The following is a 26,196-nucleotide window of genomic DNA, read 5'->3' on the forward strand; positions in this document are numbered from 1 at the left end:
CGGCGCTTGGGGTCATCAGACCGATGGACGACCGTGATGGCGCGCGTGGTGGAGAGGGTGAAATTGGTTTGAAGCATATTAATATCCTATGGCTAATTTACGCGGGGGTCTTCGCGCCGGGCTAGGCCTCTAAGGCGGCCTGCGGGCATATATATCTGTGGGGTTGTGGCATTTGGGGGAGAGCAGCGCCGGATAGCTTGTAGGCAGCGTTTGCTCGGTCCCCAAACCTTAGGCGGCCACCGCCATGGTCATGTCGCAGGACAGAGCTTCCGGCGCATAGTCCGGCAGCGCCATCAGGACATCGAAGGCTCTGTAGAAGCGCCGAAACAACAAGGCCGCCTGCACTGCGCCTTCAACTGGTTCGCAATAGCGTTCCGCATTGCGCCGCAAAAATGACGTGGCCTTTGCAAACTGGTCTGGATCGCTTGTGACCAGCAGGATCTCTAGGGCAAAACAGGCCTTGCGAAATCGCTGATCTAAAGAAGACCGAGGTGCCGCAAGCATCACGGCCGCAGCCGCTGCAAGGACCACCGTGCGCGCGGTCTCCGCGTCGCGAAACCAGGCGTCAAACGCCGGGTCGCCATGGGCAAGATCGACAATGTCCTGCTCGGCGGCACACAGCGTCTTCAACCGTCCGAGCAAGCCTTCAAATGCCATTTGAACTTCGGCGGGGGCTTTCGAAACAGGGGGTAAGGTGTTATCTGCGAAAATAGTCATGCCGGTCTCCTAACAGGCTGGTTTGATAGACCGAGGCGAGAGTTACAGCTCTTGCCTCGGTCGCCTAAAAGTAGTTTAATGGCATTATGATGTCAACATCAAAATGGTAATATCAAAATGGCCCCTCCCAAAAAAGACACCGAAGCGCTCACTCTAAGGCTTCCTCGCGAACTGATTGAGGCAATCGATGATAGGCGGCGTGCTACTGCTGATTTGCCAACCAGACCGGAAATGATACGCCGAGCTTTGATAGAGTGGCTTGAATTGACCAAGAAAACCTAAGGGACCAAGATCGCCATCCGAAATAAGCCTCATGGATCGAGGTCAGGGGGAATGCTGAGCGGTTCCAATTTCGCGCTCATCGGTACCCCAATCATCGCGCAATCCGATAACGAGCGCGGCACAATAAGACCAACGACATTCTGCTGGTTAGGCATTCCCATGATCGGTTTGTGGATTTGATCAACAGGTGCCGCGTGGCTATCCGCTTCGCGCTTGGGAATGGCTACAGTGGAAAGTACGAAATACAGGCGCATAATTGGGGTTTCGAAAGGGGCGCCAGCCCCTTCGGCAGAGGGTTTCGAAAGGGGGATGTGCAGCGGTTCCGTCGCAAATTTTTGTAGGGCTTGAGAGGGTGGTGTCAGACGAATGCAAACCAGTCTCTGCAAGAACAGAGAGGCTGCCCCTTATGCCCCACATAGACCGCGCCACTCGGCAAGAGCGGCGGTGCGGTTCAGCTTGAAATTGGCCCGTGAATAAAGGTGGCGCTCCTGGTTGAAATGGTTGTGAATTGAAGAATGGACGGCGACGAATTTCTGCAAACTTCGCATCTGCCTAAAGCGGAGCATCGCTCGTTCTCGTCGTCGAAAAGGCAGGTGAGAATTCTCCGCCCTGTTGTTTAGCCAGCGGCCCGTTTCCTGCCGAGATGCATTGCCGATGACCTTCATCGCGGCGCCGTAAGATCGAAGTTTGTCAGTCACGATGATCTCTGAATTGCCGTGTCGCTTCATTGATTTCCTTAGGAATTTCAATGCTGCCTTGCGATCCCGGCGTTTGGTCACATAGCTTTCCAGCACTTCGCCTTCGTGGTCGACGGCCTGCCACAGATAATGCGTCTTGCCGTTAATCTTCACGAAAACCTCGTCTAGGTGCCAGCGCCAGTTTGAGTGCGCCCGCATCTGGCTGACCCTTTTCTTGCGGATCGCCGCAGCAAACAGCGGACCAAATCTATTCCACCAAAATCGAACCGTCTCATGGCTGACGTCGATGCCGCGCTCATGCAGCAGATCCTCTACATTCCGAAGCGAAAGCGGAAATCGAACGTAAATCATCACCGCTAGGCGAATGATTTCGGGGCTGGTTTTGAAATACCGAAAAGGGGAACGTTTTGTCATTCGGCAAGCCTAGGTCGACGGCCTGCTCAGCTCAAGCCAGTTTCCTCTGACAAGGCCCTTGCGGGGCTTGATCCGCAGGTTCAACTCCAACTCGCAGTAGATGCGATAGACGCGCTTATCGTCTAATCGGTCAAGGCCGTTTCCAGGTCTTCTTTGTCGCGGTGTATCCATTGCGTTGTCGTCTTCGAGGTCAGGTGTTCAGAACTGCCTCACAATGGCGCCATGCTTAAAAGCCTCTCGATGTGATTCACGCTGTCATCGCCAATCTTGGGGCGTGCGACTGATGGCGTGAAACCTCAGGTGGGCAGGCCATCCACCAACGTGATCTGTGCCTCGCAAGCGCCATCGCGGGCGGCGCGGGCGGCTTGGTATTCGGGCGAATCATAGCAGGCGCGGGCGGCGGCCATATCGGGGAAAGAGATGATGACATGGCGTTCAAACGCGGTGCCTTCGACGACTTCGCTTTTGCCGCCACGGGCCAGAAAGGTGGCACCATAGGCCGTGAATGCCTTTGGGGCGAGGGCCTGGTAGCCCGCATAACGCGTGGGGTCGGTGATAGTTACATGGGCGATCCAATAGGCGGGCATCACGAAGCCCCGCTTTGTTGTGTTTCGGATTTCAGCAAGCGTCGTGCAATGGCGGTGGCTTCGATCAGGTGGTCATGCACCGCTTGCGCCGCTCGTTGCGGATCATTGGCAAGCAGTGCTTCGCAAATCTCGCTCATGCGGATCAGCCCGGAAACGGGACGGTCGGTGGTCGCCAGTGTCATTGCGCGCAACCGCGAAATGCGCGCGTTCAAACGGCTAACGATTTCCCAGGCAACATCATGTTCGGCAGTGGAAAAAATTACCTGATAGAAGTGGGTGGTCGCAGCGTAGATCGCCTGCTTTTTCTCATCGCCATCGGCCTGCGAAAATGCATCTTGAAGACCCCTGAGCGCCGATTTCAGCGCAGCTTTTGCCACAGCGTCAGCCTTGCGTGCACATTCAGTTGCTGCCTGCGCCTCAAGCTGCAGGCGGATGTCATAGATTTGCTTGGCTTGGGGCCAATCCATTCGCGCGACAATCGGCCCCGAACGGGGTGCGATTTCGACCAGACCATCGGCTTCGAGAAAGCAGATCGCCTCGCGCACGATGGAACGACTGACGCCAAGTTGATCGCACAGCACCCGCTCTACCAGCCGCTCACCTGATTTGAAGCGACCAGAAATGATCGCGCTGCGCAGCCGCTCCAGCACGATTTCGCGCAGGGTTTGCGGGGCGTTTTCGATTCGGAGGTCTTGAAGTTTGGTTGTGTTCATCCTGTCACCGTAATGCAGGCTTTCTGCTCAGGCAAGAAGTTCTTGACAGATGGTATGTTGGTCGACCATCATACCGTCATATCAACGACTCTCAATTGGAGCCCCAGATGCCCGCTATGATTCGCAAGACTTACCTCAACATCGAGACCACCCTGATTGAGGGCGGCAAGGTCGCGGCCAAGCCCCTGATCATGATCACGGCCGCAGCGGTTTTGAAAAACCCTTGGGCGGGCATGGGCTTTGTCGAAGACCTGAAGCCAGCAATCCATGAGGTGGCACCGGTCCTAGGTGCGCTGTTGACCGATATGATCTTACAGCATGCCGGTTCGGGCGAGGCGGTCGAGGGCTATGGCAAGGCTGCGGTTGTGGGGCTGGATGGCGAGATCGAGCATGGCTCGGCGCTGATCCACACGCTGCGCTTTGGCAATTTTTACCGCAATGCGGTAGGGGCGAAAAGCTATCTGGCCTTTACTAACACGCGCGGCCCAGCCAACTGCCCGATCATGATCCCGCTGATGGATAAGAATGATGGCGGGCGGCGGTCGCATTATCTGACGATTCAGTTTGCGATCCCGGATGCGCCTGCGGCAGACGAGATTGTTGTGGCGCTGGGTGCGTCGATTGGTGGGCGGCCACATCACCGGATTGGTGATCGGTATCAGGATCTTAAGGAATTGGGCCATGACGTTGAAAACCCTGCAGCTGTCTGACGGCCGCAAGGTCGTCCTGCGCGACGAGGGCGCGGGGCCGGGAGTGTTGCTGATCCACGGGGTTGGCATGTGCGCCGATGCCTGGGGGCCGCAGATGGCCGATCTGGCCCGCGATTTCCGGGTGATCGCGGTGAACATGCCTGGGCATGCCGGCAGCGATCTGCTGGCGCCAAGCGCACGCCTGCCGGATTTTGTTCGCTGGGGGGCGATGGTGATCGAGGCTTTGGGTCTTGGGCCTGTCAGCGTGGCGGGTCATTCCATGGGTGCGCTGATTGCCGTTGGACTTGCTGTTGAGCGCCCCGATTTGGTGGCGCGATTGGCAGTTCTGAACGGGGTGCATCGGCGCACGGTCGAGGCGCGCGCGGCAGTAGAAGCACGTGCCAGCGAGATTGCAAACGGCAAAGGCGACATTATTCAGCCGTTGTCGCGCTGGTTTGAAGCGGATGCTGCGCAACAGGCGTTGCGAGCGCAGGTGGCGCAATGGCTCGGGAATATGGATCAGGCCGGATATGCGGCGGCTTACCGCGCCTTTGCCGAAGGGGATGATGTCTATGCTGATGAATGGGGCAAGATTAGCTGCCCGACACTGGTGTTAACCGGCGATGGCGATCTGAATTCCACAGCCGAGATGACACGCACGATGGCAAGTGCCGCGCCAAAAGCGAAGGCCGTTGTGATCCAAGGTCATCGTCACATGGTTAATCTGACTGCGCCCAAGCGTGTCACACAAGCGCTGAAGGAATGGCTTGATTTTAAGGAGGTTTCGGCGTGACTATCGAGAATACACGGCTGTTGCGCGATGCCTTTGGCGCATTCATGACGGGGGTGACGGTTGTCACCACGATGGATGAGACAGGGCAACCGATTGGCTTTACGGCCAATTCATTTTCCTCGGTGTCGCTTGACCCGCCGCTGTTGCTGGTATCCATCGCAAAGAGTTCGAGCAATCATGGCGTATTTGCTGGAGCCAAAGGCTTTGCAATCAACATCCTTTCCGAGACGCAAAAGGATGTGTCAAACACCTTTGCCCGCCCGGTGGAGGACCGCTTTGCCACGGTTAAATGGGCCAAGGGGCCCGGCGGCGCGCCGGTGATCGAAGGGGTTTCGACCTGGTTTGACTGCGCCCTGCATCAGGTGGTTGAGGCCGGGGATCATGATATTCTAATCGGGCGGGTCGTTGGTTTTGACGCCAATCACCGGCCAGGCTTGGGCTATTACCGGGGATCCTATTTCAGCCCGAGTGCGGCGGCTGAGGCGGTTGCGGCGGGGCCGGATGTGGTGATTTCGGCGATCATCGAAGCGGGTGGCAGCATCTTGCTGGTCGATGACGGACAGGGTGGTATCAGCCTGCCGATGACGCGCGTCGGGCGGGCGGGTGCGCAGGCGGCGCTGGCCAAGATGATCGCGGATTTGGGAATCTCTGCCGCGCCAGGTTTTATTTATGCGTTTTACGAAGACACCAAATCTGGCCAGCAGAACATCGCGTTTCTCTGTGCGGCGGCTGAGGGCGTGCCCATCAAGGGGGCCTATGTGCCGATGTCATCCCAGGGGGTTTCCGATGTGGGCGACCCTGCCGTGCGTTCGATGCTGGAGCGGTTTGTGCAGGAAAGCGCGCAGGGGAATTATGGCGTCTATATCGGAAATCAGGATCAGGGCCGCGTGTCCTCGATGGAAAAAGGGCAACCATCATGAAGTTTTCGCTGTTCGTTCATATGGAGCGGGTGTCGCCTGAGACGCCACAAAAGCAGCTATACGACGAAATGATCGAGCTGTGCAAAATCGCCGATGAGGGCGGGATGCATGCGATCTGGACCGGTGAGCATCATGGGATGAATTTTACCATTGCGCCGAACCCTTTGATGAACTTGGTGGATATTGCGCATCAAACCAAAAACGTTCGGCTCGGCACGGGCACGGTCATCGCGCCGTTCTGGCATCCTATCCGGTTGGCAGGCGAGGCGGCGATGGCGGATCTGCTGACCAAAGGACGGCTTGATCTGGGGATTGCACGCGGGGCTTATAATTTCGAGTATGAGCGCCTTATGCCGGGGATGGATGCATGGGGCGCCGGCGGGCGCATGCGCGAGCTGGTGCCTGCGCTCAAGGGGCTTTGGGCGGGCGATTACACCCATGAGGGGGAGTATTGGTCGTTTCCGAAAACCACCGCCGCCCCCTTGCCGGTGCAACAGCCGCACCCGCCGATCTGGGTGGCTGCGCGCGACCCAAGTAGCCATGATTTTGCCGTGGCTCAGGGCTGCAACGTGCAGGTGACGCCGCTGCATTTGGGCGATGAGGAGGTGCAAAGCCTGATGGACCGCTTTAACGCGGCCTGCGCCAATCACCCCGAACAGCCGCGCCCCAAGATCATGGTTTTGCGCCATGCCTATGTGGCCGATAGCGAGGCGGATGCGCAGCTTGCAGCACGTGAGATCAACACGTTTTACAACTATTTTGGCGCTTGGTTCAAAAACGAGCGGCCGATTTCGCAGGGCTTGATCGAGGCTTTGACCGAAGAAGATATGGCCAAGCATCCGTTCTATTCGGCCGAATCCATGCGCAAAAACCAGATCATCGGCGAGCCTGCCGAGGTAATCGAACGGATCAAATCCTATGAGGCGATGGGCTATGATGAGTTCAGTTTCTGGATCGACACGGGCATGAGTTTTGCCCGCAAGAAGGCGTCTTTGCAGCGGCTGATCAAGGATGTGATGCCCGCATTCAGCGAAAGTTAAGGGGGCAGTGATGGAGCGGTTTCAGCTTTATATCAACGGCGCATTTGTGGATGGATCGGCGCGGTTTGACAGCCTTGATCCGGCGACGGGCAGCCCTTGGGCAGAGATGCCCGAGGCGCGCGAGGCCGATGTAAACCGCGCGGTTGAGGCGGCGCATGCGGCGTTTTTGTCGCCTGGCTGGGCCAATATGACGGCGACCGCGCGGGGCAAACTTTTGTATCGTCTGGCCGATCTGGTGCAAGAGGCCGCCCCACGGCTGGCCGCGCTGGAAACGCGCGACACCGGCAAGATCATCCGCGAAACTTCGGCGCAGATTGCTTATGTTGCGGAATATTATCGCTATTATGCCGGTCTGGCCGATAAGATCGAAGGCGCGCATCTACCGATCGACAAGCCTGATATGGAGGTTTGGACGCGGCGCGAGCCGGTGGGCGTGGTGGCGGCGATTGTGCCATGGAACAGCCAGTTGTTCCTTTCGGCCGTCAAGCTGGGTCCTGCTCTGGCGGCGGGATGCACGGTGGTGGTCAAGGCAAGTGAGGATGGCCCAGCACCCTTGCTGGAATTTGCCAAGCTGGTGCATCAGGCGGGGTTTCCTGCCGGGGTAGTCAATATCATCACTGGGTTTGGTCCGAAGTGTGGGGCGGTGCTGACCAGCCATCCGCGCGTGGCGCATATCGCCTTCACCGGCGGGCCGGAAACTGCGCGGCATGTGGTGCGCGGGTCGGCGGAAAACCTTGCTAAAGTGTCGCTGGAACTGGGTGGCAAATCACCCTTTATCGTGTTCGAGGATGCCGATCTGGAGTCGGCTGCTAATGCGCAGATTTCGGGCATTTTCGCAGCGACGGGGCAAAGCTGTGTCGCGGGATCGCGTCTGTTGGTGCAGGCCTCGGTCAAGGACAGGCTATTGGCGATCCTGAAGGCCAAGGCTGAGGCGATCAAGGTATCGGCGCCTGATGATATGGCGACCGAAGTGGGGCCGCTTTGCACGAAGCGCCAGCGCGATGCGATTGTTGCAGCGCTTGAGGCGTCGATTGTGGCGGGAGCGCAGGTGGTGATGGGCGGTGTTTGCCCCAACGGCGCAGGGTTCTATTTCCCGCCGACGATCATGGATTGCTCGGGCGCGCCCGAGGCCGATTGTTTGCGGCGCGAGATGTTTGGGCCGGTGCTGTCGGTGGTGAGTTTCGAAACCGAAGCCGAGGCCTTGGCGCTTGCCAATGACACCGAATTTGGCCTTGCCTCGGGCGTGTTTACCAAAAGCCTGACGCGGGCGCACCGGATGATCAGGGGCATTCGCGCAGGCATCGTTTGGGTCAATACCTACCGCGTGGTATCCCCGATTGCGCCTTTTGGTGGGCATGGGCTTTCGGGGCATGGCCGAGAAGGCGGGCTCGCGGCGGCGCTTGACTACACGACTGTGAAAACAGTGTGGCTGCGCACTTCGGACGATCCGATCCCGGATCCGTTCGTGATGCGCTGATAAAATTTTTCAGGGAGTGAGAGAATGAAAAAGACACTAGCGATCGCGGCTTTGGCCGTGTCGGTGACTGCGGGCTGCGCGTTTGCAGAGGGGATGGTTTTCACCTCGTGGGGTGGCACCACGCAAGACGCGCAAACCAAACATTGGGCCACGCCCTTTGCCGAAGCCACTGGCACGGCGGTGGTTCAGGATGGCCCAACCGATTACGGCAAAATCAAAGCGATGGTCGAGGCCAACGCCGTCAACTGGGACGTGGTCGATGTGGAATTCGACTATGCGTTGCAGGCCGGCAAACAAGGGCTACTAGAGCCGCTGGATTTCACGGTGATCGACAAGTCAAAACTTGATCCGCGCTTTGTGTCGGATTTTGCGGTTGGTTCGTTCTATTACTCTTTCGTTTTGGGGTGGAACCCGACGAATTTCCCCGACGCGCAACCCGCGACTTTGGCTGATCTGTTTGACACCACCAAATTCCCTGGCAGCCGCACTTTCTACAAATGGTCGGCCCCCGGTGTGATTGAGGCCGCCCTTTTGGCCGATGGCGTGCCCGCGGATCAGCTTTACCCGCTTGATCTGGACCGCGCCTTTGCCAAGCTAGATACCATCAAGAGCAGCATCATCTGGTGGCAGGGCGGCGCCCAAAGCCAGCAACTTCTGGCTTCAGGTGAGGCCCCGATCGGCTTCTTTTGGAACGGCCGTTTGGCGGCATTGGCAGCTGATGGCACGCCAGTCGGCATCAGCTGGGACCAGAATATCACTGCCGCTGACGCGCTTATCGTGCCCAAAGGCGCGCCGAACAAGGATGCTGCGATGAAGTTCATTGCAATGGCCACAAGTGCCGAAGGCCAAGCGGGCTTTGCGGCAGAGACAGGTTATGCGCCCATCAACCTTGGGTCGGCTGACATCATGGACCCAGCTGTGCGCGCAACGCTGCCTGACGCGCAGACTGCCGTGCAGGTCAATGCTGATCTCGCTTATTGGGCCGAACATCGCGACGAAATCGGCACTCGCTGGTATGAATGGCAGGCCAAGTGATCTGCGCCTCGTTTTAACGTAACCCCAACGGCGCTCGGGCAAATTTCTTTCGCTCGAGTGCCGTCCAGCAGGAGACGCGCCTATGTTCGCCGTGCTTTCGCCTAAGCGCCGCAGGTCAGGCTTTGGGCTGGCCTTGCCGGTCATCCTTTTACTGCTTGCGTTCTTTGTGGTGCCGGTGGCTGCGCTTCTTGCGCGTTCGGTCACGGAGCCGGAGTTCGGCTTGCAAAACTATAAGGCCCTTTTGGGCACAGCGACCTATGCCAAAGTATTTTTTAACACCTTCTTTATTGCGGCTTTGGTCACGTTTGTGACCATCTTGATCGCGTTCCCTGTTGCCTGGTTATTGGCGATTGTCCCCGGCATCTGGGGGCAGGTGGTGTTTGCGGTGATCTTGCTGTCGATGTGGACCAACCTTTTGGCGCGCACCTATGCGTGGATGGTCTTGCTGCAAAAGACCGGGTTGGTGAACAAGGTTCTTATCGGGATGGGGATCATCGACACACCCCTGACCCTGACCAACAACCTGATCGGGGTCACGATTGGCATGGTTTACATCATGCTGCCCTTCATGATCTTGCCCTTGATGGGGGTGATCAAAAAGATTGATCCCGCGATTTTGCAGGCCGCGGCCCTTTGTGGGGCAAGCAAGGGACAGGCGTTGGTGCGTGTGCTGTTGCCCTTGGCGATGCCGGGGATCGCTTCGGGCGGATTGATGGTTTTCGTGATGTCGCTCGGCTATTTCGTGACGCCGTCGCTGTTGGGTGGCACGTCGAACATGATGCTGGCCGAGATGATCGCGCAGCAGGTGCAAAGCCTGTTGAACTGGGGGCTTGGCGGGGCTGCAGCCTTTGTTCTGCTGGTCGTGACGCTGGCCATTTATGCGCTGCAACTGCGATTTGTTGAAACGGAGGGCCGCTGAATGTTGCTGGATTTTGACAAACTGGGCGCGTGGCGTTGGGTATTATCTGCAATCTGCGGGCTGATGACCCTGTTTTTGCTGCTCCCGATCCTGTTCATCATCGCGCTGTCTTTTGGCTCGTCGCGCTGGCTAATCTTTCCGCCGCCGGAGTGGACGTTCAAATGGTATGGTGAGCTGTTTAGCGATCCGCGCTGGATGACGGCTGCCCTGACCTCGGCCAAGATCGGGCTGATCGTGATGGTGCTATCGGTGATCCTTGGCCTTTTGGCGTCGCTTGCGTTGGTGCGAGGCACCTTCAGAGGGCGGGCCGTGTTGCGCGCATTTTTCCTGACGCCGATGATCTTGCCGGTGGTGATTGTGGCGGTGGCGCTTTACGCGCTGTTCCTGCGGCTGGGGATGAATGGCACGCTGACCGGCTTTGTCATTGCTCACCTTGTTGTCGCCCTGCCGTTTGCGATCATCACCATTTCTGGCGCGCTGGAGAGTTTTGACACCTCTATCGAACAAGCCGCGATCCTATGCGGCGCATCGCCGTGGGAAGCGCGTGTTCGCGTGACTTTGCCCGCCATCCAACACGGGCTGTTTGCGGCTGCGATCTTTTCGTTTCTGATCTCGTGGGACGAGGTGGTGCTGGCGATTTTCATGGCGTCACCTACGTTGCAAACCCTTCCCGTCAAGGTTTGGACAACCCTGCGTCAGGACCTGACGCCCGTTGTTGCCGCCGCCTCAACCCTATTGGTGCTGTTGACTGTCGTGTTGATGCTTGCAGCCGCCCTTTTACGCAAAGGAAAGTCAAAGTGACGCCCTATCTGCATATTAACGGTATTCGTAAGGTCTACGGCGATGTCGTGGCCACGGATCATGTCGAGCTTTCGGTTGCCAAAGGCGAGTTCATGACTTTCCTTGGGCCGTCAGGATCGGGGAAAAGCACCACGCTTTACATTCTGGCCGGATTTCAGGACCCAACCAAGGGCGATATCAAGATTGAGGGAAAGTCGATCCTGTCGATTCCATCACACAAGCGCAATATCGGAATGGTGTTCCAACGCTATACCCTGTTTCCGCATCTGAGCGTAGGTGAAAATGTAGCCTTTCCGCTGCGGGTGCGCCGTATGGGGCAATCCGAAATCACCGAGAAAGTGCGCCGCGCACTAGCCTTGGTGCGGCTGGACGGGTTCGAAGACCGTATGCCAACCCATATGTCAGGCGGCCAGCAACAACGCGTGGCATTGGCCCGAGCGCTGGTCTATGACCCGCCGGTTTTGCTGATGGACGAGCCGCTGTCGGCGCTGGACAAAAAACTGCGCGAAGAGATCCAGTTGGAAATTCGCCGCATTCACCAAGAGACGGGGGTGACAATTCTCTATGTCACCCATGATCAGGAAGAGGCGCTGCGGCTGTCCGACCGAATCGCGGTGTTCAACGCGGGCCGGATCGAGCAGGTCGGTACCGGGCCAGAACTATACGCCAATCCGCAGACGCATTTCGTGGCCGATTTCATTGGCGACAGCACGTTTCTGACAGGCGAGATCGAGGCGGTGCAGAACGGTCAGGCATCGATGATCTTTGGTGATGGCAGTCGGGTTGCGGGGGTGCCGCTGCATGGCGACCTGCAATCGGGCAAAAAGGCCGAACTGATGCTGCGGCCGGAACGAATTGACTTGAGTGCAGAAGCGGGTGCTCAAGGCGCTTCGTTGCCGGTGCGGGTGCAGGATATGACCTTCCTTGGCAGCAACACCACTGTCGAGGTTTGCACCGCTTGGGGTGATCCCTTGACTGTGCGCCTTGGGTTTGGTCATCCGCTGATGGGTCATGTGACGAAGGGGGACCGCCTCCATATCCATTGGGCCGCAGATTCGGCACAAGCGTTTATCAGGAGTTGATGGGATGAAACTGACTGATCCAAGTTTGCTAGCGCAGCGTGCCTTTGTTGCGGGCCGATGGGAGGCTTTTGCCACCTCTGTAGACGTAACCAACCCTGCCACGGGCGAGGTCTTGGCGCATGTGGCTGATTGCGACCGCACGGTTGCCGCCCGCGCCATTGCGTCTGCCGCCAGTGCCCAGCCCATTTGGGCAAAACGCACGGCCAAAGACCGCGCCGCGGTTTTGCGCCGTTGGCATGATCTGGTGATCGCCAATGTCGACGATCTGGCGCTGATTTTGATGTCAGAAATGGGCAAGCCCTTGGCCGAAGCACGCGCCGAGGTGCTTTATGGCGCGTCCTATATCGAATGGTTTGCCGAAGAGGCCAAGCGCGTCTACGGCGAGACCATTCCGGGGCACCAAGAGGACAAACGCCTTTTGGTCTTGCGCCAGCCCGTGGGTGTGGTTGCAGCCATCACACCATGGAATTTCCCCAATGCAATGATTGCGCGCAAAATAGCGCCTGCATTGGCCGCAGGCTGCGCCATCGTGGCCAAACCTGCAATTGAGACACCGCTGTCGGCACTTGCCCTCGCGGTTTTGGCCGAGAGGGCGGGTTTGCCAGAGGGGCTGTTATCTGTGCTGCCCGCAACCGATGCAATCGGGTTGGGGCAAGAGTTTTGTGAGAACCCGGCTGTGCGCAAGATCAGCTTTACCGGATCGACCAATGTCGGGCGTATCTTGATGCGGCAAGGCGCGGATCAGATCAAAAAACTGTCGTTGGAACTAGGGGGCAACGCGCCCTTTATCGTGTTCGAGGATGCCGATCTGGATGCGGCGGTGGAGGGGCTTATCGCGTCGAAATTCCGCAACGCGGGCCAGACCTGCGTTTGCACCAACCGGATCTATGTTCAGGCGGGGATTGAAGCGGCCTTTGTCGCCAAGCTGGCAGCAAAGGTGGCGAAACTGAAGGTTGGCCCGGGTGATGACAGCAGCAACCAGATTGGCCCACTGATCAGCAAAGCTGCACTTGCCAAGGTCACGGACCATGTTGCCGATGCGATTGCCCAAGGGGCGGATTTGATTTTGGGCGGTCAGGCCACAGGCGGCACTTTCTTTGCGCCGACCATTCTCACTGGATGCACAGCATCGATGAAAATCACCCGTGAAGAGACCTTTGGCCCCGTCGCAGGCTTAATCCTATTTGAGAGCGAAGCTGAGGTAATAGCTGCCGCCAATGACACCGAGTTCGGGCTTGCCTCATACGTCTTTACCCGCGATTTGGCACGATCTTGGCGGATGATGGAAGCGCTTGAATGTGGCATGGTTGGCGTCAACACGGGCCTGATTTCGACCGAAGTTGCCCCTTTTGGCGGTATCAAGCAATCGGGGATGGGTCGCGAAGGGTCGCGGCATGGGTTGGAGGATTATCTTGAAATCAAGTATTGCTGCATTGGCCTCTAAATCGTCACGACTGGCCGATTTGCCGCTTGTAGGTTGCCCTAGCAACTGTGTCTATTTTCTGGGTCAGGCGACGCAGCGCAGTTCTGGCAAGTTGCGGCGGCTGTGCGTCCCCGAAACCACTGTAGTGACATTCTAACGCATTTAACTGCCGCTCCATGCATCCCGCCCTACTTGGGATTTTCAAAGCATGCAGCGCAACTTGGGTAGGCTACGGTGGCTGCGCCCTCCCGCAACCAAAATATGCAAATAATTATAGTGCATTAATTCTTCACCTTGCACGGCCCAGAGATTTTATGTTGTGACTCTATGCACGCAGGGTATCCCCTCCGCCCGCTCATACCGCGAGGCGGGCGCCTGTGGTGCCAATCGCGCAATGCTAAAACCGTTGTCAGGCACTTTCCCGCGGCACCAGCGCCCCGATGAATTGTTCCAATGAACGCTCATCGGTCTCGCCCTTGAGGACCGAAACGAGCCCCTCCGCCATCGCCGTGATCGGTTGGCGATAAGTGGTCAGCCGGTACTCGGGCCCGTCCGCCTGCGGGATGTCATCAAACCCCGTGACGGCGATGTCTTCGGGCACGCGCATCCCCAACCCGTATCGGATCGCATTGATCGCCCCCATCGCGAGCGCATCATTCTCGCACACGATCACATCGGGCTTGGTGGCCCCGCCCAAACTCTCGAAAAATCGTTTGATCTCCGAGAACGCGAGGCGCGGATCATAGGCCGGCACCGAAATGTAATTGGGCCGGGTGCCGCACGTGCTTTCCCACAGGTTCAGGAAGGTCTCCTTGCGGCCAAGATGGGCGGAAATCGTCTGCGGACCGGCCAGAAACAGGGGCGCGCGGTAGCCTTTTTCGATTACATAATTGGTGATCGTGGTCATCGCCGCCGCGTCATCGCAGCAAATCGAAATCGTATCGGGGTTCTCCGATGTGCGCGCGAAAACGATCAGTTTTTTCACACGGCGTGCCCCCTGCGCGGCATGCAATTCGGTCTCGTTAAAGCTCACCCCGATGAGAACGGCCGCATCAACCCGCCGTTGGCGCGCGTTCAAAAGGGCCGCGGATGTATCGGCGCCATTGCTGGTATTGACCAAAAGCGTATCCCAGCCATGCGTGCGCAAGACGCGGGTAAGCCGTTCCAGCATAATCAATTTATGCGGGTTGGCGAAATCATCGACCAACAGGCTGACGAGGTTGCTTTTGTCGGAGGCGAGGCTGGAGGCCAGCAGATCTGGCACATATCCCAAAGCCTCGGCGGCGGTCAAAACCTTGCTCCGGCTGGCCTTCGAGATCGAGGCGTCTTTTTTGAAAGCACGGTTCACTGTCCAGCGCGACACACCAGCCAATGCCGCGACATCATCGGCAGTAATCGCATTTTCAATCGGCGTCTCGGTCAAATGATGTCCTCCAATTGCCAAAACGTAACGATTAACGCGGTGACAATCTAGTCCTTTGCGCGCGGCTTTGCACATGCTTCGCACAGAATTTGCTCGCGCGTGCAAAAAATGCTTGCACGCGCGAGCAAGAAAATATTAACGTGGCGGAAGCTCGCGATTCGGAGCAGGGGAGAGAGAATGCTAAAAGTAGGATTATTGGGCTCGGGCCGCATTGCGGGCGTCCATGCAACCGCGATTTCGTCGAACCCGAACAGCACATTGGTTGCGGTGTCGGATTTCATTCCGGCGAATGCGGAAAAGCTGGCGGCGCAATATGGCTGTGCGGCGCGCACCACCGAGGAGATCATTGCCGATCCGTCAATTGATGCGGTTTTGATCGCGACCTCGACCGATACCCACTCACATCTGATCGAGGCGGCGACAGCGGCCGGCAAAGCGGTGCTGTGTGAAAAGCCCGTGGATCTCAGCCTAGAGCGGGCGCAGGCCTGTCAGATCGCCGTTGCCAAAACCGGCAAGCCGGTGATGATCGGGTTCAATCGCCGGTTTGATCCGAATTTCAGCGCGCTGAAACGGGCGCTGGATGCGGGCGAAATTGGTAAGCCGGAATTGCTGTCGATCACGTCCTTCGATCCCGCGCCGCCGCCGGTGGCCTATATCAAAGTGTCGGGCGGATTGTTCCGCGACATGATGATCCATGATTTCGACATGGCGAATTTCATGATGGGGCAGGCGCCCGTAACCGTGACCGCCTTGGGCAGCGCGATCGTTGATCCCGAGATTGGCGCGGCGGGCGATGTGGATACCGCGGTTGTCACGCTGACCTATGCCGATGGCCGGATTGCGGTGATCAAAAACTCGCGCCGGGCGGTTTACGGCTACGATCAGCGCGTCGAATTGCTGGGCTCCGAGGGGTTGTTGCAGGCGCAAAACATGCTGGAAAGCACGGTTGTGAAATCGACAACGGCGGGCGTGTCCAGCGCCAAGCCCACCTATTTCTTCCTTGAGCGTTACATGCCGTCCTATGCGGCGGAATGGGCGGCTTTCGTAGATGCCATCGCAACCAATGGGACATTGCCTGTGACGTTGCAAGACGGCGTGGCTGCTTTGGCGATGGCCGAGGCCGCGACGCTTTCGGCCAAAACCGGCCAGCCGGTTGCGCTCAAAGACATGCTTTAACGGGCCCCGTTAAGACGAGAATTCGGTAACAGCCGAAGAACCGGCGGGGCGAGGAGGCCCCGCCATCAAACAAACTGCCCCTTGGGAGGAGCAATCTATGAAAAACCTGATGAAAGGCGTGTTTGCCGCCAGCGCGATTGCCGTTGCGGCGCCCGTTCTCGCGCAAGATATCGTCGTTGTGGCCCATGGTCAGGCCAATGACGCGTTTTGGTCCGTTGTGAAAAACGGCGTTGAGGAGGCGGCGCGCGATAGCGGCGTCAACGTCCAATACCGTTCGCCGGAGACGTTTGACATGGTGGCTATGTCGCAATTGATCGACGCCGCCGTGAATCAAGAGCCCGATGGTTTGGTCGTGTCGATCCCCGATGCGGATGCGCTTGCGCCGTCGATCCAACGGGCGGTTGCTGCGGGGATTCCGGTGATTTCGATCAATGCGGGCGCGGATGTGTCCAAAAGCTTGGGTGCGTTGTTGCATGTGGGTCAGGACGAATTCGACGCGGGTAAAATCGCGGGTGCGAAGCTGGCCGACATGGGCGGCAAGAATGCGATCTGTGTGAACCAAGAAGTCGGCAACGTATCGCTCGATCAGCGTTGCAAAGGCTTTGGCGAAGGGTTCGGCGGCAGTTACACCGTTTTGCCGACCACCAACGATCCGTCAGAAATCCAATCGAAAGTCGCCGCTGCTCTGTCCTCGGATGAGAGCATCGATACCGTGATGGCGCTTGGCGCCTCCACGGCGGGCGAGCCTTCCGTTGCCGCCGCATTGGCATCGGGGCGCAAAGTGAATGTTGCGTCCTTCGATCTCTCGGCGAACTTCTTGCAATCGGTTGTGGACGGCGATGCGGCCTTTGCGATTGACCAACAGCAGTTCTTGCAAGGCTACCTCGCGACCAACTTCCTCGCGCTTCATGCCAAATACGGTCTGATGCCGGGGGGCAATGTCCCGTCCGGCCCGAACCTGATCACGGCGGAGAAAGCGGCGCAGGTCATTGATCTGTCCGCAAAAGGTATCCGCTAATCGCTTCGCGCGGTCATTAAACGACAGTGGGCGGCGCGAATGTGTCGCCCACGCTAACCTCGGGAGGCCGATATGAACGACACTGCACCCTTGGTCGAGGATGAACGGATCAAAGACGAATCCTTCCTCGCCAAATTCATGAAACGACCGGAACTTGGTGCCATCGCGGGCGCGATCCTTGTTTTCATCTTCTTCTCAATCACCGCCGATGCGTCGATGTTTACGCTGTCGGGTGTGATCAACTTCATGACACCGGCCTCGCAGCTGGGCATCCTCGCAATCGGTGCGGCTTTGCTGATGATTGGCGGCGAGTTTGATTTGTCGATTGGCTCGATGGTCGCCTTTGCGGGTCTGTTCTTCGGGGTCTGCATCGTCACTTGGGGTCTGCCGCTGATGTTCGCGATCCCTCTGACATTCCTGTTCGCCGCCGGTGTGGGCGCGATTAACGGTACGATTGTGATCCGCTCCGGCCTGCCATCCTTCATCGTGACGCTCGCGTTTTTGTTCATCCTGCGCGGCTTGTCGCTGGTCGGGTTGAAAGCGGCGACGGGCGGTTCCACCCAATTGCGCGGCATCCGCGAGGCGGTTGACGGCGATTGGCTCGCGCCGTTGTTCTCGGGCGATGCTTTCCCCGGCCTGTTTTCATGGCTGGCCGACATGGGCTTGATCGAGACGTTCAAATCCGGCGAGCCGAAAGTGACCGGTATTCCGGTTGAAATCGTCTGGTTCGTTCTGATCACCTTGGCGGCCACCTATGTTTTACTGCGCTTGCCGGTCGGCAATTGGATCTTCGCCACGGGGGGTGATAATACAGCCGCCGCAAACTCGGGCGTTCCGGTCAATAAGGTGAAGGTGTCTTTGTTCATGCTGACCGCGTGCTGTGCCGCATTGGTGGCGATCATCACGGTGATGGACGCAGGCTCAACCGATGCGCGCCGCGGGTTCCAAAAAGAATTCGAAGGCATCATCGCAGCCGTCATCGGCGGGTGCCTTTTGACGGGGGGTTACGGGTCGGCCATCGGCGCGTTCTTCGGCTCGATCATATTCGGCATGGTCGTAATCGGCCTAACCTACACCAATTTCGATCAGGATTGGTTCCAGGTCTTCTTGGGCGGAATGCTGTTGATCGCGGTCTTGTTCAACAACGCCATCCGCAAACGCGTCACAGGGGAGCGGTGATATGACACTCGACACGAAATTCCATCACGGCGATGCGGATAGCTCCGAGCCGATCATCGAGATGAAAAATATCGAAAAGCATTTCGGCAATATCATCGCCTTGGCGGGGGTCAGCTTTGATGTCCGTCCGGGGGAATGCCATTGCCTATTGGGCGATAACGGCGCGGGCAAATCGACCTTCATCAAAACCATGTCGGGGGTGCATAAACCCACCAAGGGCGAAATCCTGTTCCACGGCAAGCCGATGAATTTCAACACCCCGCGCGATGCGATGGAGGCGGGCATTGCGACCGTGTTCCAAGATCTCGCGATGATCCCGTTGATGAGCGTGACGCGCAATTTTTTCATGGGGCGCGAGCCTACGATCGGCCGCGGCCTGTTCAAACGCTTCGATGTGGAAACGGCGAATGCGATCACGGTTTCCAGCATGCGCGAAATGGGCATCAATCTGCGCGGACCCGATCAAGCCGTCGGCACGTTGTCAGGCGGCGAGCGGCAAACCGTGGCGATTGCGCGGGCGGTGCATTTCGGGGCGAAGGTTCTGATCCTTGACGAGCCAACATCGGCCTTGGGCGTGCGGCAAACCTCGAATGTTCTGGCGACGATTGACCGCGTGCGCAAACAAGGCGTGGGCGTGGTGTTTATCAGCCATAACGTGCGCCATGCGTTGGCGGTGGGCGACCGTTTTACCGTGTTGAACCGCGGCAAAACGCTGGGTACGGCCAAGCGCGGCGAAATCACGCCCGAGCAGTTGCAAGATCTGATGGCGGGCGGGCAGGAGCTGGCGCAGCTCGAAGGTTCTCTTGGCGGCACGATTTAACCGGCAGATGCGTAAAGGTCCGCGCTTTGGGGCGCGGACAAATGCGGCCACCGGCTTCACATGATTTGGATAGGCTTATGACCCCTGACATTGACGTAATCACTATCGGGCGCGCGGGCGTTGATCTTTACGGCGCGCAGATCGGCGGGCGGCTGGAAGATATGGGCTCGTTCGAGAAATACATCGGCGGCAGCCCGACGAATATCGCCTGCGGTACGGCGCGGCTGGGTTTGAAAACCGCGCTGATCAGCCGCGTTGGCAATGAGCATATGGGCCGGTTCATTTTGGAACAGCTGGCGCGCGAAGGGGTTTGCACCGACGGCGTTGTGACGGACCCTGATCGGCTGACGGCGCTGGTGATTTTGGGGATCCGGGATGAGGAACAATTCCCGCTGATTTTCTACCGCGAGAATTGCGCGGATATGGCGCTATGCGAAGAGGACATTGACGAGGCGTTTGTGAAGCGTGCGCGGGCGGTGGTGGTAACGGGGACCCATTTGTCAAACCCGCGCACCGCGGCGGCGGTTCTCAAGGCGCTCAAAATTGCGCGGGCCAACGGGATTCGCACCGCGTTGGATATTGATTACCGGCCCAATCTTTGGGGGGTTGCGGGGCATGGCGACGGCGAAAGCCGATTCGTGGAAAGCCGCGCCGTGACGGATAAACTTTTGGCCACGCTGCATTATTTTGATCTGATCGTGGGCACTGAGGAAGAATTTCACATCGCGGGCGGGTCCACCGATACGCTTGTAGCGCTGGAAACTGTGCGGGGGCAATCGGCGGCGACTTTGGTGTGCAAACGCGGCGCTGCGGGGGCGGTTGCGTTTGCGGGGGCGATCCCTGACAGCTTGGACGCAGGCCAAACCGGCCCCGGTTTCCCGATTGAGGTGTTCAATGTTTTGGGCGCGGGGGATGGATTTTTCTCGGGTCTGTTGAAGGGCTGGATGGAGAATGCCGATTGGCCCACCGCCCTGAAATACGCCAATGCTTGCGGCGCGTTCGCGGTCTCGCGGCATGGCTGTACGCCTGCCTATCCCAGCGTGGAGGAGCTGGAATTTTTCCTGAAACGCGGCGTGATCCAGCCCGATTTGCGCAATGATCCCGCGTTGGAACAGATTCATTGGTCCACCACCCGCCACACCCGCAATTCGGGAGATTGGTCAACAATGCGGGTCTTTGCCTTCGATCACCGTTTGCAGTTGGAGGAGATGGACGGTTACACCCTCGCCAAAGGCGCTGCGTTCAAAGAGCTTTGCTTGCAGGCCGCTTTGAACGTGCAAGGCGGGCGCAAAGGATACGGCATTCTTTGCGACAACCGGATCGGGAAATCGGCGCTTCATGCCGCCTCTGGGACAGGGCTTTGGATTGGCCGCCCGACGGAATGGCCCGGCTCGCGCCCCCTCACATTAGAGCCAGAACTGGGCGTTGATTTTGGGGGGGTCACGGCATGGGCGCGCGAAAATGTCATCAAATGCCTCTGTTTCTGTCATCCCGATGACGATGCCGAAACCCGCGCCGCGCAGGAGGCGACCGTAAAGCGCCTGTATCAGGCAGGGCGGCGTAACAATTTGGAATTCTTACTGGAAATCATTCCCTCAAAGGTCGGGCCGGTGGACGACACCACCACCGCCACCCTGATCCGGCAGTTCTACGAGATCGGCATCTATCCCGATTGGTGGAAGCTGGAACCGATGGCGAGCCATGGCGCCTGGACCAAAGCAGTGGCGGCCATCGAGCAATTTGACCGCCACACGCGCGGAATCGTCTTGTTGGGCCTTGATGCGCCCGAGGCGGATCTGGCGGCGTCATTCGCGATCGCGGCAAGCTATCCTTTGGTTAAAGGGTTCGCCGTGGGTCGCACGATCTTTGGCGATGCGGCGCGGGCATGGATGACGGGTGCGATGTCGGATGGCGATGCGGTGGCGCAGATGGCCGAACGTTACGCGCGGCTCTGTGCGGTCTGGGATGCGGCACGCGCCGCACACAAGGGGTAAACGGGATGAGCAACACATTGAAGCTAACGGCGGCGCAGGCGATGGTCAAATGGCTATCTGTGCAAATGGCCGAGGACGGCGAGCGGTTTATAGAGGGCGTTTGGGCGATCTTCGGTCATGGCAATGTGACGGGTCTTGGCGAGGCGCTGCACGGCGGCGATTTGCCGACATGGCGCGGCCAGAATGAACAAACTATGGCCCATACCGCGATTGCCTATGCGAAGGCAAAAAAACGGACGCGGGCGATGGCGGTCACCACCTCGATCGGGCCTGGGGCGACTAATTTGGTCACGGCGGCAGCGTTGGCGCATGTGAACCGGCTGCCGGTCTTGTTGATTCCGGGCGATGTGTTTGCCAACCGCCGCCCTGATCCGGTGTTGCAACAGATTGAAGATTTCGAGGATGGCACGATCAGCGCGAATGATTGTCTGCGCCCCGTGAGCCGATATTTTGACCGGATCACGCGGCCCGAACATTTGCTGACCGCGTTGCCGCGCGCGATGGCGGCGATGACCGATCCGGCGACCTGCGGGCCCGTGACGCTGGCGTTTTGCCAAGATGTGCAGGCGGAGGCGTTTGAGTTCCCAGTCGCGTTCTTTGCCCCGCGCATTTGGCGTATTCGCCGCCCAGAGCCGGATGTCACCGAATTGGCGGAGGCTGCCGCGCTGATCGCAGCGGCGAAATCGCCGGTGATCGTGGCGGGCGGCGGCGTGATTTATGCGCAGGCCGAACAGCAGCTCGCCGAGTTCGCGACCCGTCACGCGATCCCGATCATTGAAACCCAAGCCGGCAAGGGCGCGATCGCGCAATCGCATCCGATGAATTACGGCGCCTCGGGCGTGGATGGATCGGCGGCCGCCAATGACATCTCGGCGGCGGCGGATTTGGTGATCGGCGTTGGCACCCGTTTTCAGGATTTCACCACGGGGTCATGGTCGGTGTTCAAACATCCCGACCGTCGTTTGATCTCTATTAACGTGGCGGCCTATGACGCGCTGAAACATGGCGCGGTGCCTTTGGTCGCGGATGCGAAAATCGCGCTGGAAAAATTGTCGGTTGCGCTCGGGGATTACGCGGGGGCCGGTGCGAATCCGGCGGCACGGGAAGAGTGGCTCGCGGCGGTCACGGCGCATTGTGCTGCGCGCAGACTGACGTCTTCGGGCGATCTGCCCCTCGATGTCGAGGTGATCGGCGCGGTGCAACGGGCCACCGATGACACCGCCGTTGCAATGTGCGCCGCGGGGACGATGCCGGGCGCGCTCAAGCTGCTTTGGCAAGCCTCGGCGGGCGGGTATCACATGGAATACGGGTTCTCGTGCATGGGTTATGAGGTCGCGGGGGCGATGGGTTTGAAGCTCGCCGATCCCGCGCGCGAGGTGATCTGTTTCACTGGGGACGGGTCCTATATGATGGCCAATTCCGAGCTGGCCACCGCCGTCATGCGCCGTGTGCCGTTCACCGTCATTCTGACCGACAACCGCGGATACGGCTGTATCAATCGGCTGCAAACCGGCACCGGCGGCGCGCCGTTCAACAATCTTTACGCCGATTGCAACATCGAGGCGCAGCCGCAAATCGACTATGTTGCCCATGCCGGATCCATGGGGGCCCGTGCCGTCAAGGCGCGCGATATTGCCGATCTGGAGGCGCAAATCGCCGCCGCCCGTGGCCATGATATTCCCACCGTCATCGTGATTGAAACCGATCCGAGCACCGGCCCGAATTTCAACGGATCGGGCGCGTGGTGGGATGTCGGGATCCCCGCCGTCAGCGCCTCGCCCAAGATCAACGCCGCCTATGCGGAGTATCTCAAAAACCTTGCGCAACAGCGCGTCATAAACTGAAAGAAAAAGACATGATTTTGTTCGGCACAAACCCGATTGCATGGGCGAATGATGACGATCAAAGCCTCGGCGCGGATATCGAAACCTCGCGTATTTTGCATGAGGCGGGGCGGTTGATCGGCTTTGACGGGATCGAGAACGGCCACCGCTGGCCGCAGGATGATCCCGCCGCGCTGAAATCGCTGCTGGGCGATTACGGGCTGCGGTTCATTTCGGGGTGGCATTCGTTGAACCTGCTGGCGCAGTCGGTCGAAGAGGAAAAAACCGCAATTCAACCGCATCTTGATAAGCTCAAGCATAATGGTTGCCGCGTGTGCATCGTGTGCGAAACGTCCAATTCGGTGCAAGGGCTTGCGGCGGCATTGGACACGCGGCCCGTGCTGGATGCGGCGGGGATGGCGGCGTTTGGCGCGAAGGTGGAAGAAATCGCCGCCTTCACCGCCGCGCAGGGCATTGATCTGGTCTATCATCATCACATGGGCACCGTGGTGCAAAGCGGTGAAGATATTGATGCTTTCATGGCGGCCACCGGCCCTGCGACGAAACTTCTCTTCGATGCGGGGCATTGTTATTTCGGCGGCAGCGATCCGGCGGCTGTGTTGGCAAAACATATCGCCCGCGTCCGCCATTTCCATGCCAAGAACGTGCGGCCCAAAATTCGGGCGCGGGTGGAGGTTGAGGGTTGGTCATTCATGGACGGCGTGCGCGGCGGGGTGTTTACCGTTCCCGGCGATCAAGAGGGCGCGATTGATTTCGCGCCTTTGCTCCGGATTTTGAAAGAGGCTGGATATGACGGTTGGATCGTGATCGAGGCCGAGCAGGATCCCGATGTGCATAATCCGTTGCTATATCAAACGCTTGGTCTGCATAGTTTGAAGCGGATCGCCCGCGAAACCGGATTAATCTGAAAGGAAACGCAATGGCTGATCTTTTGAAACGCCCGTTTGGGACGCATGGCAAAGTGCATCAAATCACGCCGCACTCGGCGGGCTGGCGTTATGTCGGATTCGATCTGCATCGGTTGCGGGCGGGCGAATCTGCGGCGGATATGACGGGCAGTGACGAAATCATTTTGGTGATGGTGGAAGGCAAGGCCGCGATCACGGCGGCGGGGCGGGATTGGGGGATCTTGGGCGACCGGATGGATGTGTTTGAAAAAACCCCACCGCATTGTTTGTATATTCCCAACGGGCAGGATTGGGCCGCCGAAGCGACGACCGATTGCACGATTGCGATTTGCAAAGCGCCCGGAATTGGCGGCCATGCGGCGCGGAAAATCGGCCCCGACGGGATCACCCTGACCCAGCGTGGCGAGGGCGCAAATACCCGATATATCAACAATATAGCGATGGAGAACGAGGATTACTGCGACAGCTTGCTGGTCACGGAAGTGTTCACGCCGGCGGGTAATTGGTCCTCCTATCCCAGCCACCGCCATGACGAAGATGATTTCCCCCGGATCACCTATTTGGAGGAAACCTATTATCACCGCCTCAACCCCACAAACGGGTTCGGTGTGCAGCGGGTTTATACCGATGACGGCCAGTTGGACGAGACGATGGCCGTGAGGAACCACGATGTTGTCTGCGTCCCGCGCGGCCATCATCCGTGCGGCGCGCCCTACGGGTTTGAGATGTATTACCTGAACGTCATGGCGGGGCCGAGGCGCGCTTGGCGGTTTGTTGTCGCGCCCGAAGTCGAACACCTGATTTAATCTCATACGGCACCGCCGAGGAGACTTAAGATGACATATCCTCTCCAATTAGCCGCCTGTGCGGAGATGCTTTGGCGCGACAAACCGATCGCATGGCGCGCGTCGAAATTGCACGAGATGGGCTTTGGTGTGGGCCTGTGGAATTACCCTGATTGGGATCTGGCCGCGTTGGAAAAGACCGGTGCGAATTTTACCATTATGAACGGCTATCTGGAGGGCCGTTTGGCTGATGATGTGGGCGCGGAGATGCTCTTGAAATCGGCGCGCGAGACCGCCCAAATCGGCAAACGCCTCGGGGTCGACCGGCTCAATCTGCATGGCACGGGGCTGGGCGATGGGGGGATTCCGATCTGGCAACATGATGTTGTGACGGGCGAAATGTGGCTCAAGGCGCGCGATACGCTGAACCGGATTTGCGACATGGCGGAGGAAGAAGGCGTTGTTTTCACGTTGGAAAACCTCAATCTGTTGGATCATCCGGGATGTCCGTTCGGCTCCACGGCGGATGTTCTGGCGCTGGTGTCCTCGGTGAACCGCCCGCAATTGCGGATCAATCTGGATCTCTACCACACGCAAATTGGTGAAGGGGATTTGGTGCGTTGGTGCGAAAAATGCCTGCCGTGGATTGGCGAAGTGCAAGTCGCCGATAATCCGGGCCGATGCGAGCCGGGAACAGGCGAAATTAACTACGCCCAAATCGCGCGCGCCCTGCGCGGCATCGGCTACACCGGCCCCGTTGGCATGGAAGCCTTCGCCGCAAATGATGCAGAGGCGGCTCTTGAGGCTTTTGCCAAGGCGTTCACTGTGTAGTGCCGTTAGCAACTGTATCCCTCTCGCGGTCGAAGGCGCTCATTTCTGACGGCTTTTACACAGAGCGTTAGCAAGGGTGACCAGCTTCCGGGCGACGGCCGTTATGATGACCTTTTGCGGTTTCCCGGCTTTTCGCAAACAAGCCGCAAAGGTTCTCATGGTCGGCTTGTGATGCGCGGCGACCAGAGCAGCTTGGAACATAACATGCCTCAGGGCACGGCGACCGCCTGCAATGGTCCGCTTCCCGCGAAGGGTTCCTCTGTCATGTGCCACGGTTGCGAACCCTACGAGAGCGGCTGCCTGTTCGTCGGTGATAGTGCCAAGCTCAGGCATCTCGGTAATTAGCATTGTGCTGGCCACCGTTCCGATCCCGAGGATAGAGCGTAAAACCCCAACGTCCTGTGCCAGTAAATCGTCGCGGTGAGTGTTGTCGCTGCGGCCGCGCCGAACGGCACCTTTCCTGAAGGTTTGTCAACGTGGGCCGCCAATGTCGTGCCGGGGCCCACATCGAAAAACCTTCAGGAGAGCTGCCGTTAGCTGCAATTGCACATATGGCACCCCAATGATGATAGCGGACATTCACGGATATCCAGCAATAATGCGAGACAAAACTCCTTAGGCGCTGGCC

At 58.5% G+C, this 26,196-nt stretch carries 27 protein-coding genes; 20 read left to right on the forward strand and 7 right to left on the reverse strand.

The features are described from left to right. Positions 1 to 228 precede the first annotated feature (228 nt). Positions 229 to 717, reverse strand: a complete 489-nt coding sequence (locus ACEN2J_RS16570; protein WP_442107217.1) for a hypothetical protein — start codon at positions 715 to 717, stop codon at positions 229 to 231. Positions 718 to 834: 117 nt separating this feature from the next. Here ACEN2J_RS16570 and ACEN2J_RS16575 point away from each other — a divergent pair, with 117 nt between their 5' ends. Next, positions 835 to 999, forward strand: a complete 165-nt coding sequence (locus ACEN2J_RS16575; protein WP_442107218.1) for a ribbon-helix-helix protein, CopG family — start codon at positions 835 to 837, stop codon at positions 997 to 999. 29 nt (positions 1,000 to 1,028) lie between these two features. Here the strand turns inward: ACEN2J_RS16575 and ACEN2J_RS16580 are convergent, their stop codons facing one another. The 4 genes from ACEN2J_RS16580 to ACEN2J_RS16595 form a co-directional block, all read right to left on the reverse strand. Further along, on the reverse strand, positions 1,029 to 1,253 hold the full coding sequence (locus tag ACEN2J_RS16580; RefSeq protein WP_442107219.1) for a hypothetical protein: 225 nt from the start codon (positions 1,251 to 1,253) through the stop codon (positions 1,029 to 1,031). Between the two features lie 150 nt (positions 1,254 to 1,403). Next, a complete protein-coding gene (locus tag ACEN2J_RS16585) occupies positions 1,404 to 2,111 on the reverse strand; it encodes an IS6 family transposase (protein ID WP_442107220.1) in 708 nt (235 codons plus the stop codon). A 296-nt stretch (positions 2,112 to 2,407) separates the two neighbouring features. Next, positions 2,408 to 2,698, reverse strand: a complete 291-nt coding sequence (locus tag ACEN2J_RS16590; RefSeq protein WP_442107221.1) for a DUF1330 domain-containing protein — start codon at positions 2,696 to 2,698, stop codon at positions 2,408 to 2,410. Continuing rightward, positions 2,698 to 3,411: a GntR family transcriptional regulator gene (locus ACEN2J_RS16595; RefSeq protein WP_442107222.1), complete on the reverse strand. Its 714-nt coding sequence runs from the start codon at positions 3,409 to 3,411 to the stop codon at positions 2,698 to 2,700. Before ACEN2J_RS16595 ends, ACEN2J_RS16590 begins: the two co-directional genes overlap by 1 nt. Before the next feature lie 107 nt (positions 3,412 to 3,518). Between ACEN2J_RS16595 and ACEN2J_RS16600 the strand changes: the two genes are divergently transcribed. The 10 genes from ACEN2J_RS16600 (at position 3,519) to ACEN2J_RS16645 (ending at position 13,611) form a co-directional block, all read left to right on the forward strand. Further along, positions 3,519 to 4,121 (forward strand): amino acid synthesis family protein, encoded by a 603-nt coding sequence (locus ACEN2J_RS16600; RefSeq protein WP_442107223.1) that lies wholly within the window; start codon positions 3,519 to 3,521, stop codon positions 4,119 to 4,121. Beyond that, positions 4,093 to 4,893 carry an alpha/beta fold hydrolase gene (locus tag ACEN2J_RS16605; protein WP_442107224.1) on the forward strand — a complete coding sequence of 267 codons (801 nt, stop codon included), beginning with the start codon at positions 4,093 to 4,095 and terminating at the stop codon, positions 4,891 to 4,893. Before ACEN2J_RS16600 ends, ACEN2J_RS16605 begins: the two co-directional genes overlap by 29 nt. Continuing rightward, the gene (locus ACEN2J_RS16610) at positions 4,890 to 5,813 is read left to right on the forward strand and encodes a flavin reductase family protein (protein WP_442107225.1); all 924 of its coding nucleotides are present in this window, start codon (positions 4,890 to 4,892) and stop codon (positions 5,811 to 5,813) included. Before ACEN2J_RS16605 ends, ACEN2J_RS16610 begins: the two co-directional genes overlap by 4 nt. Next, on the forward strand, positions 5,810 to 6,853 hold the full coding sequence (locus tag ACEN2J_RS16615; protein ID WP_442107226.1) for an LLM class flavin-dependent oxidoreductase: 1,044 nt from the start codon (positions 5,810 to 5,812) through the stop codon (positions 6,851 to 6,853). Before ACEN2J_RS16610 ends, ACEN2J_RS16615 begins: the two co-directional genes overlap by 4 nt. A gap of 10 nt (positions 6,854 to 6,863) precedes the next feature. After that, a complete protein-coding gene (locus ACEN2J_RS16620) occupies positions 6,864 to 8,330 on the forward strand; it encodes an aldehyde dehydrogenase (protein ID WP_442107227.1) in 1,467 nt (488 codons plus the stop codon). A 24-nt stretch (positions 8,331 to 8,354) separates the two neighbouring features. Next, the gene (locus ACEN2J_RS16625; protein WP_442107228.1) at positions 8,355 to 9,365 is read left to right on the forward strand and encodes an ABC transporter substrate-binding protein; all 1,011 of its coding nucleotides are present in this window, start codon (positions 8,355 to 8,357) and stop codon (positions 9,363 to 9,365) included. A gap of 82 nt (positions 9,366 to 9,447) precedes the next feature. Beyond that, positions 9,448 to 10,284, forward strand: coding sequence for an ABC transporter permease (locus ACEN2J_RS16630; protein ID WP_442107229.1), 837 nt, complete (start codon positions 9,448 to 9,450; stop codon positions 10,282 to 10,284). Then, the gene (locus ACEN2J_RS16635) at positions 10,285 to 11,085 is read left to right on the forward strand and encodes an ABC transporter permease (protein WP_442107230.1); all 801 of its coding nucleotides are present in this window, start codon (positions 10,285 to 10,287) and stop codon (positions 11,083 to 11,085) included. It begins immediately after the preceding gene. After that, entirely contained in the window at positions 11,082 to 12,167 is a 1,086-nt protein-coding gene (locus ACEN2J_RS16640) for an ABC transporter ATP-binding protein (protein WP_442107231.1), read from the forward strand. Before ACEN2J_RS16635 ends, ACEN2J_RS16640 begins: the two co-directional genes overlap by 4 nt. A gap of 4 nt (positions 12,168 to 12,171) precedes the next feature. Beyond that, the gene (locus tag ACEN2J_RS16645) at positions 12,172 to 13,611 is read left to right on the forward strand and encodes an NAD-dependent succinate-semialdehyde dehydrogenase (RefSeq protein WP_442107232.1); all 1,440 of its coding nucleotides are present in this window, start codon (positions 12,172 to 12,174) and stop codon (positions 13,609 to 13,611) included. 388 nt (positions 13,612 to 13,999) lie between these two features. Here the strand turns inward: ACEN2J_RS16645 and ACEN2J_RS16650 are convergent, their stop codons facing one another. Next, complete coding sequence (locus ACEN2J_RS16650) at positions 14,000 to 15,013, reverse strand: LacI family DNA-binding transcriptional regulator (protein WP_442107233.1); 1,014 nt, start codon at positions 15,011 to 15,013, stop codon at positions 14,000 to 14,002. A 177-nt stretch (positions 15,014 to 15,190) separates the two neighbouring features. Between ACEN2J_RS16650 and iolG the strand changes: the two genes are divergently transcribed. The 9 genes from iolG to ACEN2J_RS16695 all read left to right on the forward strand — a co-directional run bounded on the left by iolG (position 15,191) and on the right by ACEN2J_RS16695 (position 25,568). Continuing rightward, the gene (iolG, locus tag ACEN2J_RS16655) at positions 15,191 to 16,189 is read left to right on the forward strand and encodes an inositol 2-dehydrogenase (protein WP_442107234.1); all 999 of its coding nucleotides are present in this window, start codon (positions 15,191 to 15,193) and stop codon (positions 16,187 to 16,189) included. A gap of 97 nt (positions 16,190 to 16,286) precedes the next feature. Then, a complete protein-coding gene (locus ACEN2J_RS16660; RefSeq protein WP_442107235.1) occupies positions 16,287 to 17,207 on the forward strand; it encodes a sugar ABC transporter substrate-binding protein in 921 nt (306 codons plus the stop codon). Positions 17,208 to 17,279: 72 nt separating this feature from the next. Then, positions 17,280 to 18,386: an ABC transporter permease gene (locus ACEN2J_RS16665; protein WP_442107236.1), complete on the forward strand. Its 1,107-nt coding sequence runs from the start codon at positions 17,280 to 17,282 to the stop codon at positions 18,384 to 18,386. 1 nt (position 18,387) lies between these two features. After that, a complete protein-coding gene (locus ACEN2J_RS16670) occupies positions 18,388 to 19,206 on the forward strand; it encodes an ATP-binding cassette domain-containing protein (protein ID WP_442107237.1) in 819 nt (272 codons plus the stop codon). Between the two features lie 77 nt (positions 19,207 to 19,283). Further along, positions 19,284 to 21,200, forward strand: a complete 1,917-nt coding sequence (locus ACEN2J_RS16675; protein WP_442107238.1) for a bifunctional 5-dehydro-2-deoxygluconokinase/5-dehydro-2-deoxyphosphogluconate aldolase — start codon at positions 19,284 to 19,286, stop codon at positions 21,198 to 21,200. Positions 21,201 to 21,205: 5 nt separating this feature from the next. After that, positions 21,206 to 23,044, forward strand: a complete 1,839-nt coding sequence (gene iolD / locus ACEN2J_RS16680; RefSeq protein ID WP_442107239.1) for a 3D-(3,5/4)-trihydroxycyclohexane-1,2-dione acylhydrolase (decyclizing) — start codon at positions 21,206 to 21,208, stop codon at positions 23,042 to 23,044. Positions 23,045 to 23,055: 11 nt separating this feature from the next. Beyond that, the gene (gene iolE / locus ACEN2J_RS16685; RefSeq protein ID WP_442107240.1) at positions 23,056 to 23,952 is read left to right on the forward strand and encodes a myo-inosose-2 dehydratase; all 897 of its coding nucleotides are present in this window, start codon (positions 23,056 to 23,058) and stop codon (positions 23,950 to 23,952) included. Positions 23,953 to 23,963: 11 nt separating this feature from the next. Continuing rightward, positions 23,964 to 24,758: a 5-deoxy-glucuronate isomerase gene (iolB, locus tag ACEN2J_RS16690; protein WP_442107241.1), complete on the forward strand. Its 795-nt coding sequence runs from the start codon at positions 23,964 to 23,966 to the stop codon at positions 24,756 to 24,758. A gap of 30 nt (positions 24,759 to 24,788) precedes the next feature. Further along, on the forward strand, positions 24,789 to 25,568 hold the full coding sequence (locus tag ACEN2J_RS16695; protein ID WP_442107242.1) for a TIM barrel protein: 780 nt from the start codon (positions 24,789 to 24,791) through the stop codon (positions 25,566 to 25,568). A 39-nt stretch (positions 25,569 to 25,607) separates the two neighbouring features. Here the strand turns inward: ACEN2J_RS16695 and ACEN2J_RS16700 are convergent, their stop codons facing one another. Next, positions 25,608 to 25,976: a transposase gene (locus ACEN2J_RS16700; protein WP_442107276.1), complete on the reverse strand. Its 369-nt coding sequence runs from the start codon at positions 25,974 to 25,976 to the stop codon at positions 25,608 to 25,610. Positions 25,977 to 26,196 lie beyond the last annotated feature (220 nt).

The sequence above is a fragment of the Pseudorhodobacter sp. W20_MBD10_FR17 genome (genome assembly GCF_052119765.1).
In the GTDB taxonomy this organism is placed as follows: Bacteria; Pseudomonadota; Alphaproteobacteria; order Rhodobacterales; family Rhodobacteraceae; genus Pseudorhodobacter.

Coding starts and splice junctions, on each gene's coding strand:
- ACEN2J_RS16615 (WP_442107226.1), top strand. CDS start 5,810: ATGAAGTTTTCGCTGTTCGTTCATATGGAGCGGGTGTCGCCTGAGACG.
- ACEN2J_RS16590 (WP_442107221.1), bottom strand. CDS start 2,698: ATGCCCGCCTATTGGATCGCCCATGTAACTATCACCGACCCCACGCGT.
- ACEN2J_RS16595 (WP_442107222.1), bottom strand. CDS start 3,411: ATGAACACAACCAAACTTCAAGACCTCCGAATCGAAAACGCCCCGCAA.
- ACEN2J_RS16675 (WP_442107238.1), top strand. CDS start 19,284: ATGACCCCTGACATTGACGTAATCACTATCGGGCGCGCGGGCGTTGAT.
- ACEN2J_RS16585 (WP_442107220.1), bottom strand. CDS start 2,111: ATGACAAAACGTTCCCCTTTTCGGTATTTCAAAACCAGCCCCGAAATC.
- ACEN2J_RS16645 (WP_442107232.1), top strand. CDS start 12,172: ATGAAACTGACTGATCCAAGTTTGCTAGCGCAGCGTGCCTTTGTTGCG.
- ACEN2J_RS16600 (WP_442107223.1), top strand. CDS start 3,519: ATGCCCGCTATGATTCGCAAGACTTACCTCAACATCGAGACCACCCTG.
- ACEN2J_RS16580 (WP_442107219.1), bottom strand. CDS start 1,253: ATGCGCCTGTATTTCGTACTTTCCACTGTAGCCATTCCCAAGCGCGAA.
- ACEN2J_RS16695 (WP_442107242.1), top strand. CDS start 24,789: ATGACATATCCTCTCCAATTAGCCGCCTGTGCGGAGATGCTTTGGCGC.
- ACEN2J_RS16630 (WP_442107229.1), top strand. CDS start 9,448: ATGTTCGCCGTGCTTTCGCCTAAGCGCCGCAGGTCAGGCTTTGGGCTG.
- ACEN2J_RS16625 (WP_442107228.1), top strand. CDS start 8,355: ATGAAAAAGACACTAGCGATCGCGGCTTTGGCCGTGTCGGTGACTGCG.
- iolB (WP_442107241.1), top strand. CDS start 23,964: ATGGCTGATCTTTTGAAACGCCCGTTTGGGACGCATGGCAAAGTGCAT.
- iolD (WP_442107239.1), top strand. CDS start 21,206: ATGAGCAACACATTGAAGCTAACGGCGGCGCAGGCGATGGTCAAATGG.
- ACEN2J_RS16620 (WP_442107227.1), top strand. CDS start 6,864: ATGGAGCGGTTTCAGCTTTATATCAACGGCGCATTTGTGGATGGATCG.
- ACEN2J_RS16605 (WP_442107224.1), top strand. CDS start 4,093: ATGACGTTGAAAACCCTGCAGCTGTCTGACGGCCGCAAGGTCGTCCTG.
- iolE (WP_442107240.1), top strand. CDS start 23,056: ATGATTTTGTTCGGCACAAACCCGATTGCATGGGCGAATGATGACGAT.
- ACEN2J_RS16570 (WP_442107217.1), bottom strand. CDS start 717: ATGACTATTTTCGCAGATAACACCTTACCCCCTGTTTCGAAAGCCCCC.
- ACEN2J_RS16670 (WP_442107237.1), top strand. CDS start 18,388: ATGACACTCGACACGAAATTCCATCACGGCGATGCGGATAGCTCCGAG.
- ACEN2J_RS16635 (WP_442107230.1), top strand. CDS start 10,285: ATGTTGCTGGATTTTGACAAACTGGGCGCGTGGCGTTGGGTATTATCT.
- ACEN2J_RS16660 (WP_442107235.1), top strand. CDS start 16,287: ATGAAAAACCTGATGAAAGGCGTGTTTGCCGCCAGCGCGATTGCCGTT.
- ACEN2J_RS16575 (WP_442107218.1), top strand. CDS start 835: ATGGCCCCTCCCAAAAAAGACACCGAAGCGCTCACTCTAAGGCTTCCT.
- iolG (WP_442107234.1), top strand. CDS start 15,191: ATGCTAAAAGTAGGATTATTGGGCTCGGGCCGCATTGCGGGCGTCCAT.
- ACEN2J_RS16665 (WP_442107236.1), top strand. CDS start 17,280: ATGAACGACACTGCACCCTTGGTCGAGGATGAACGGATCAAAGACGAA.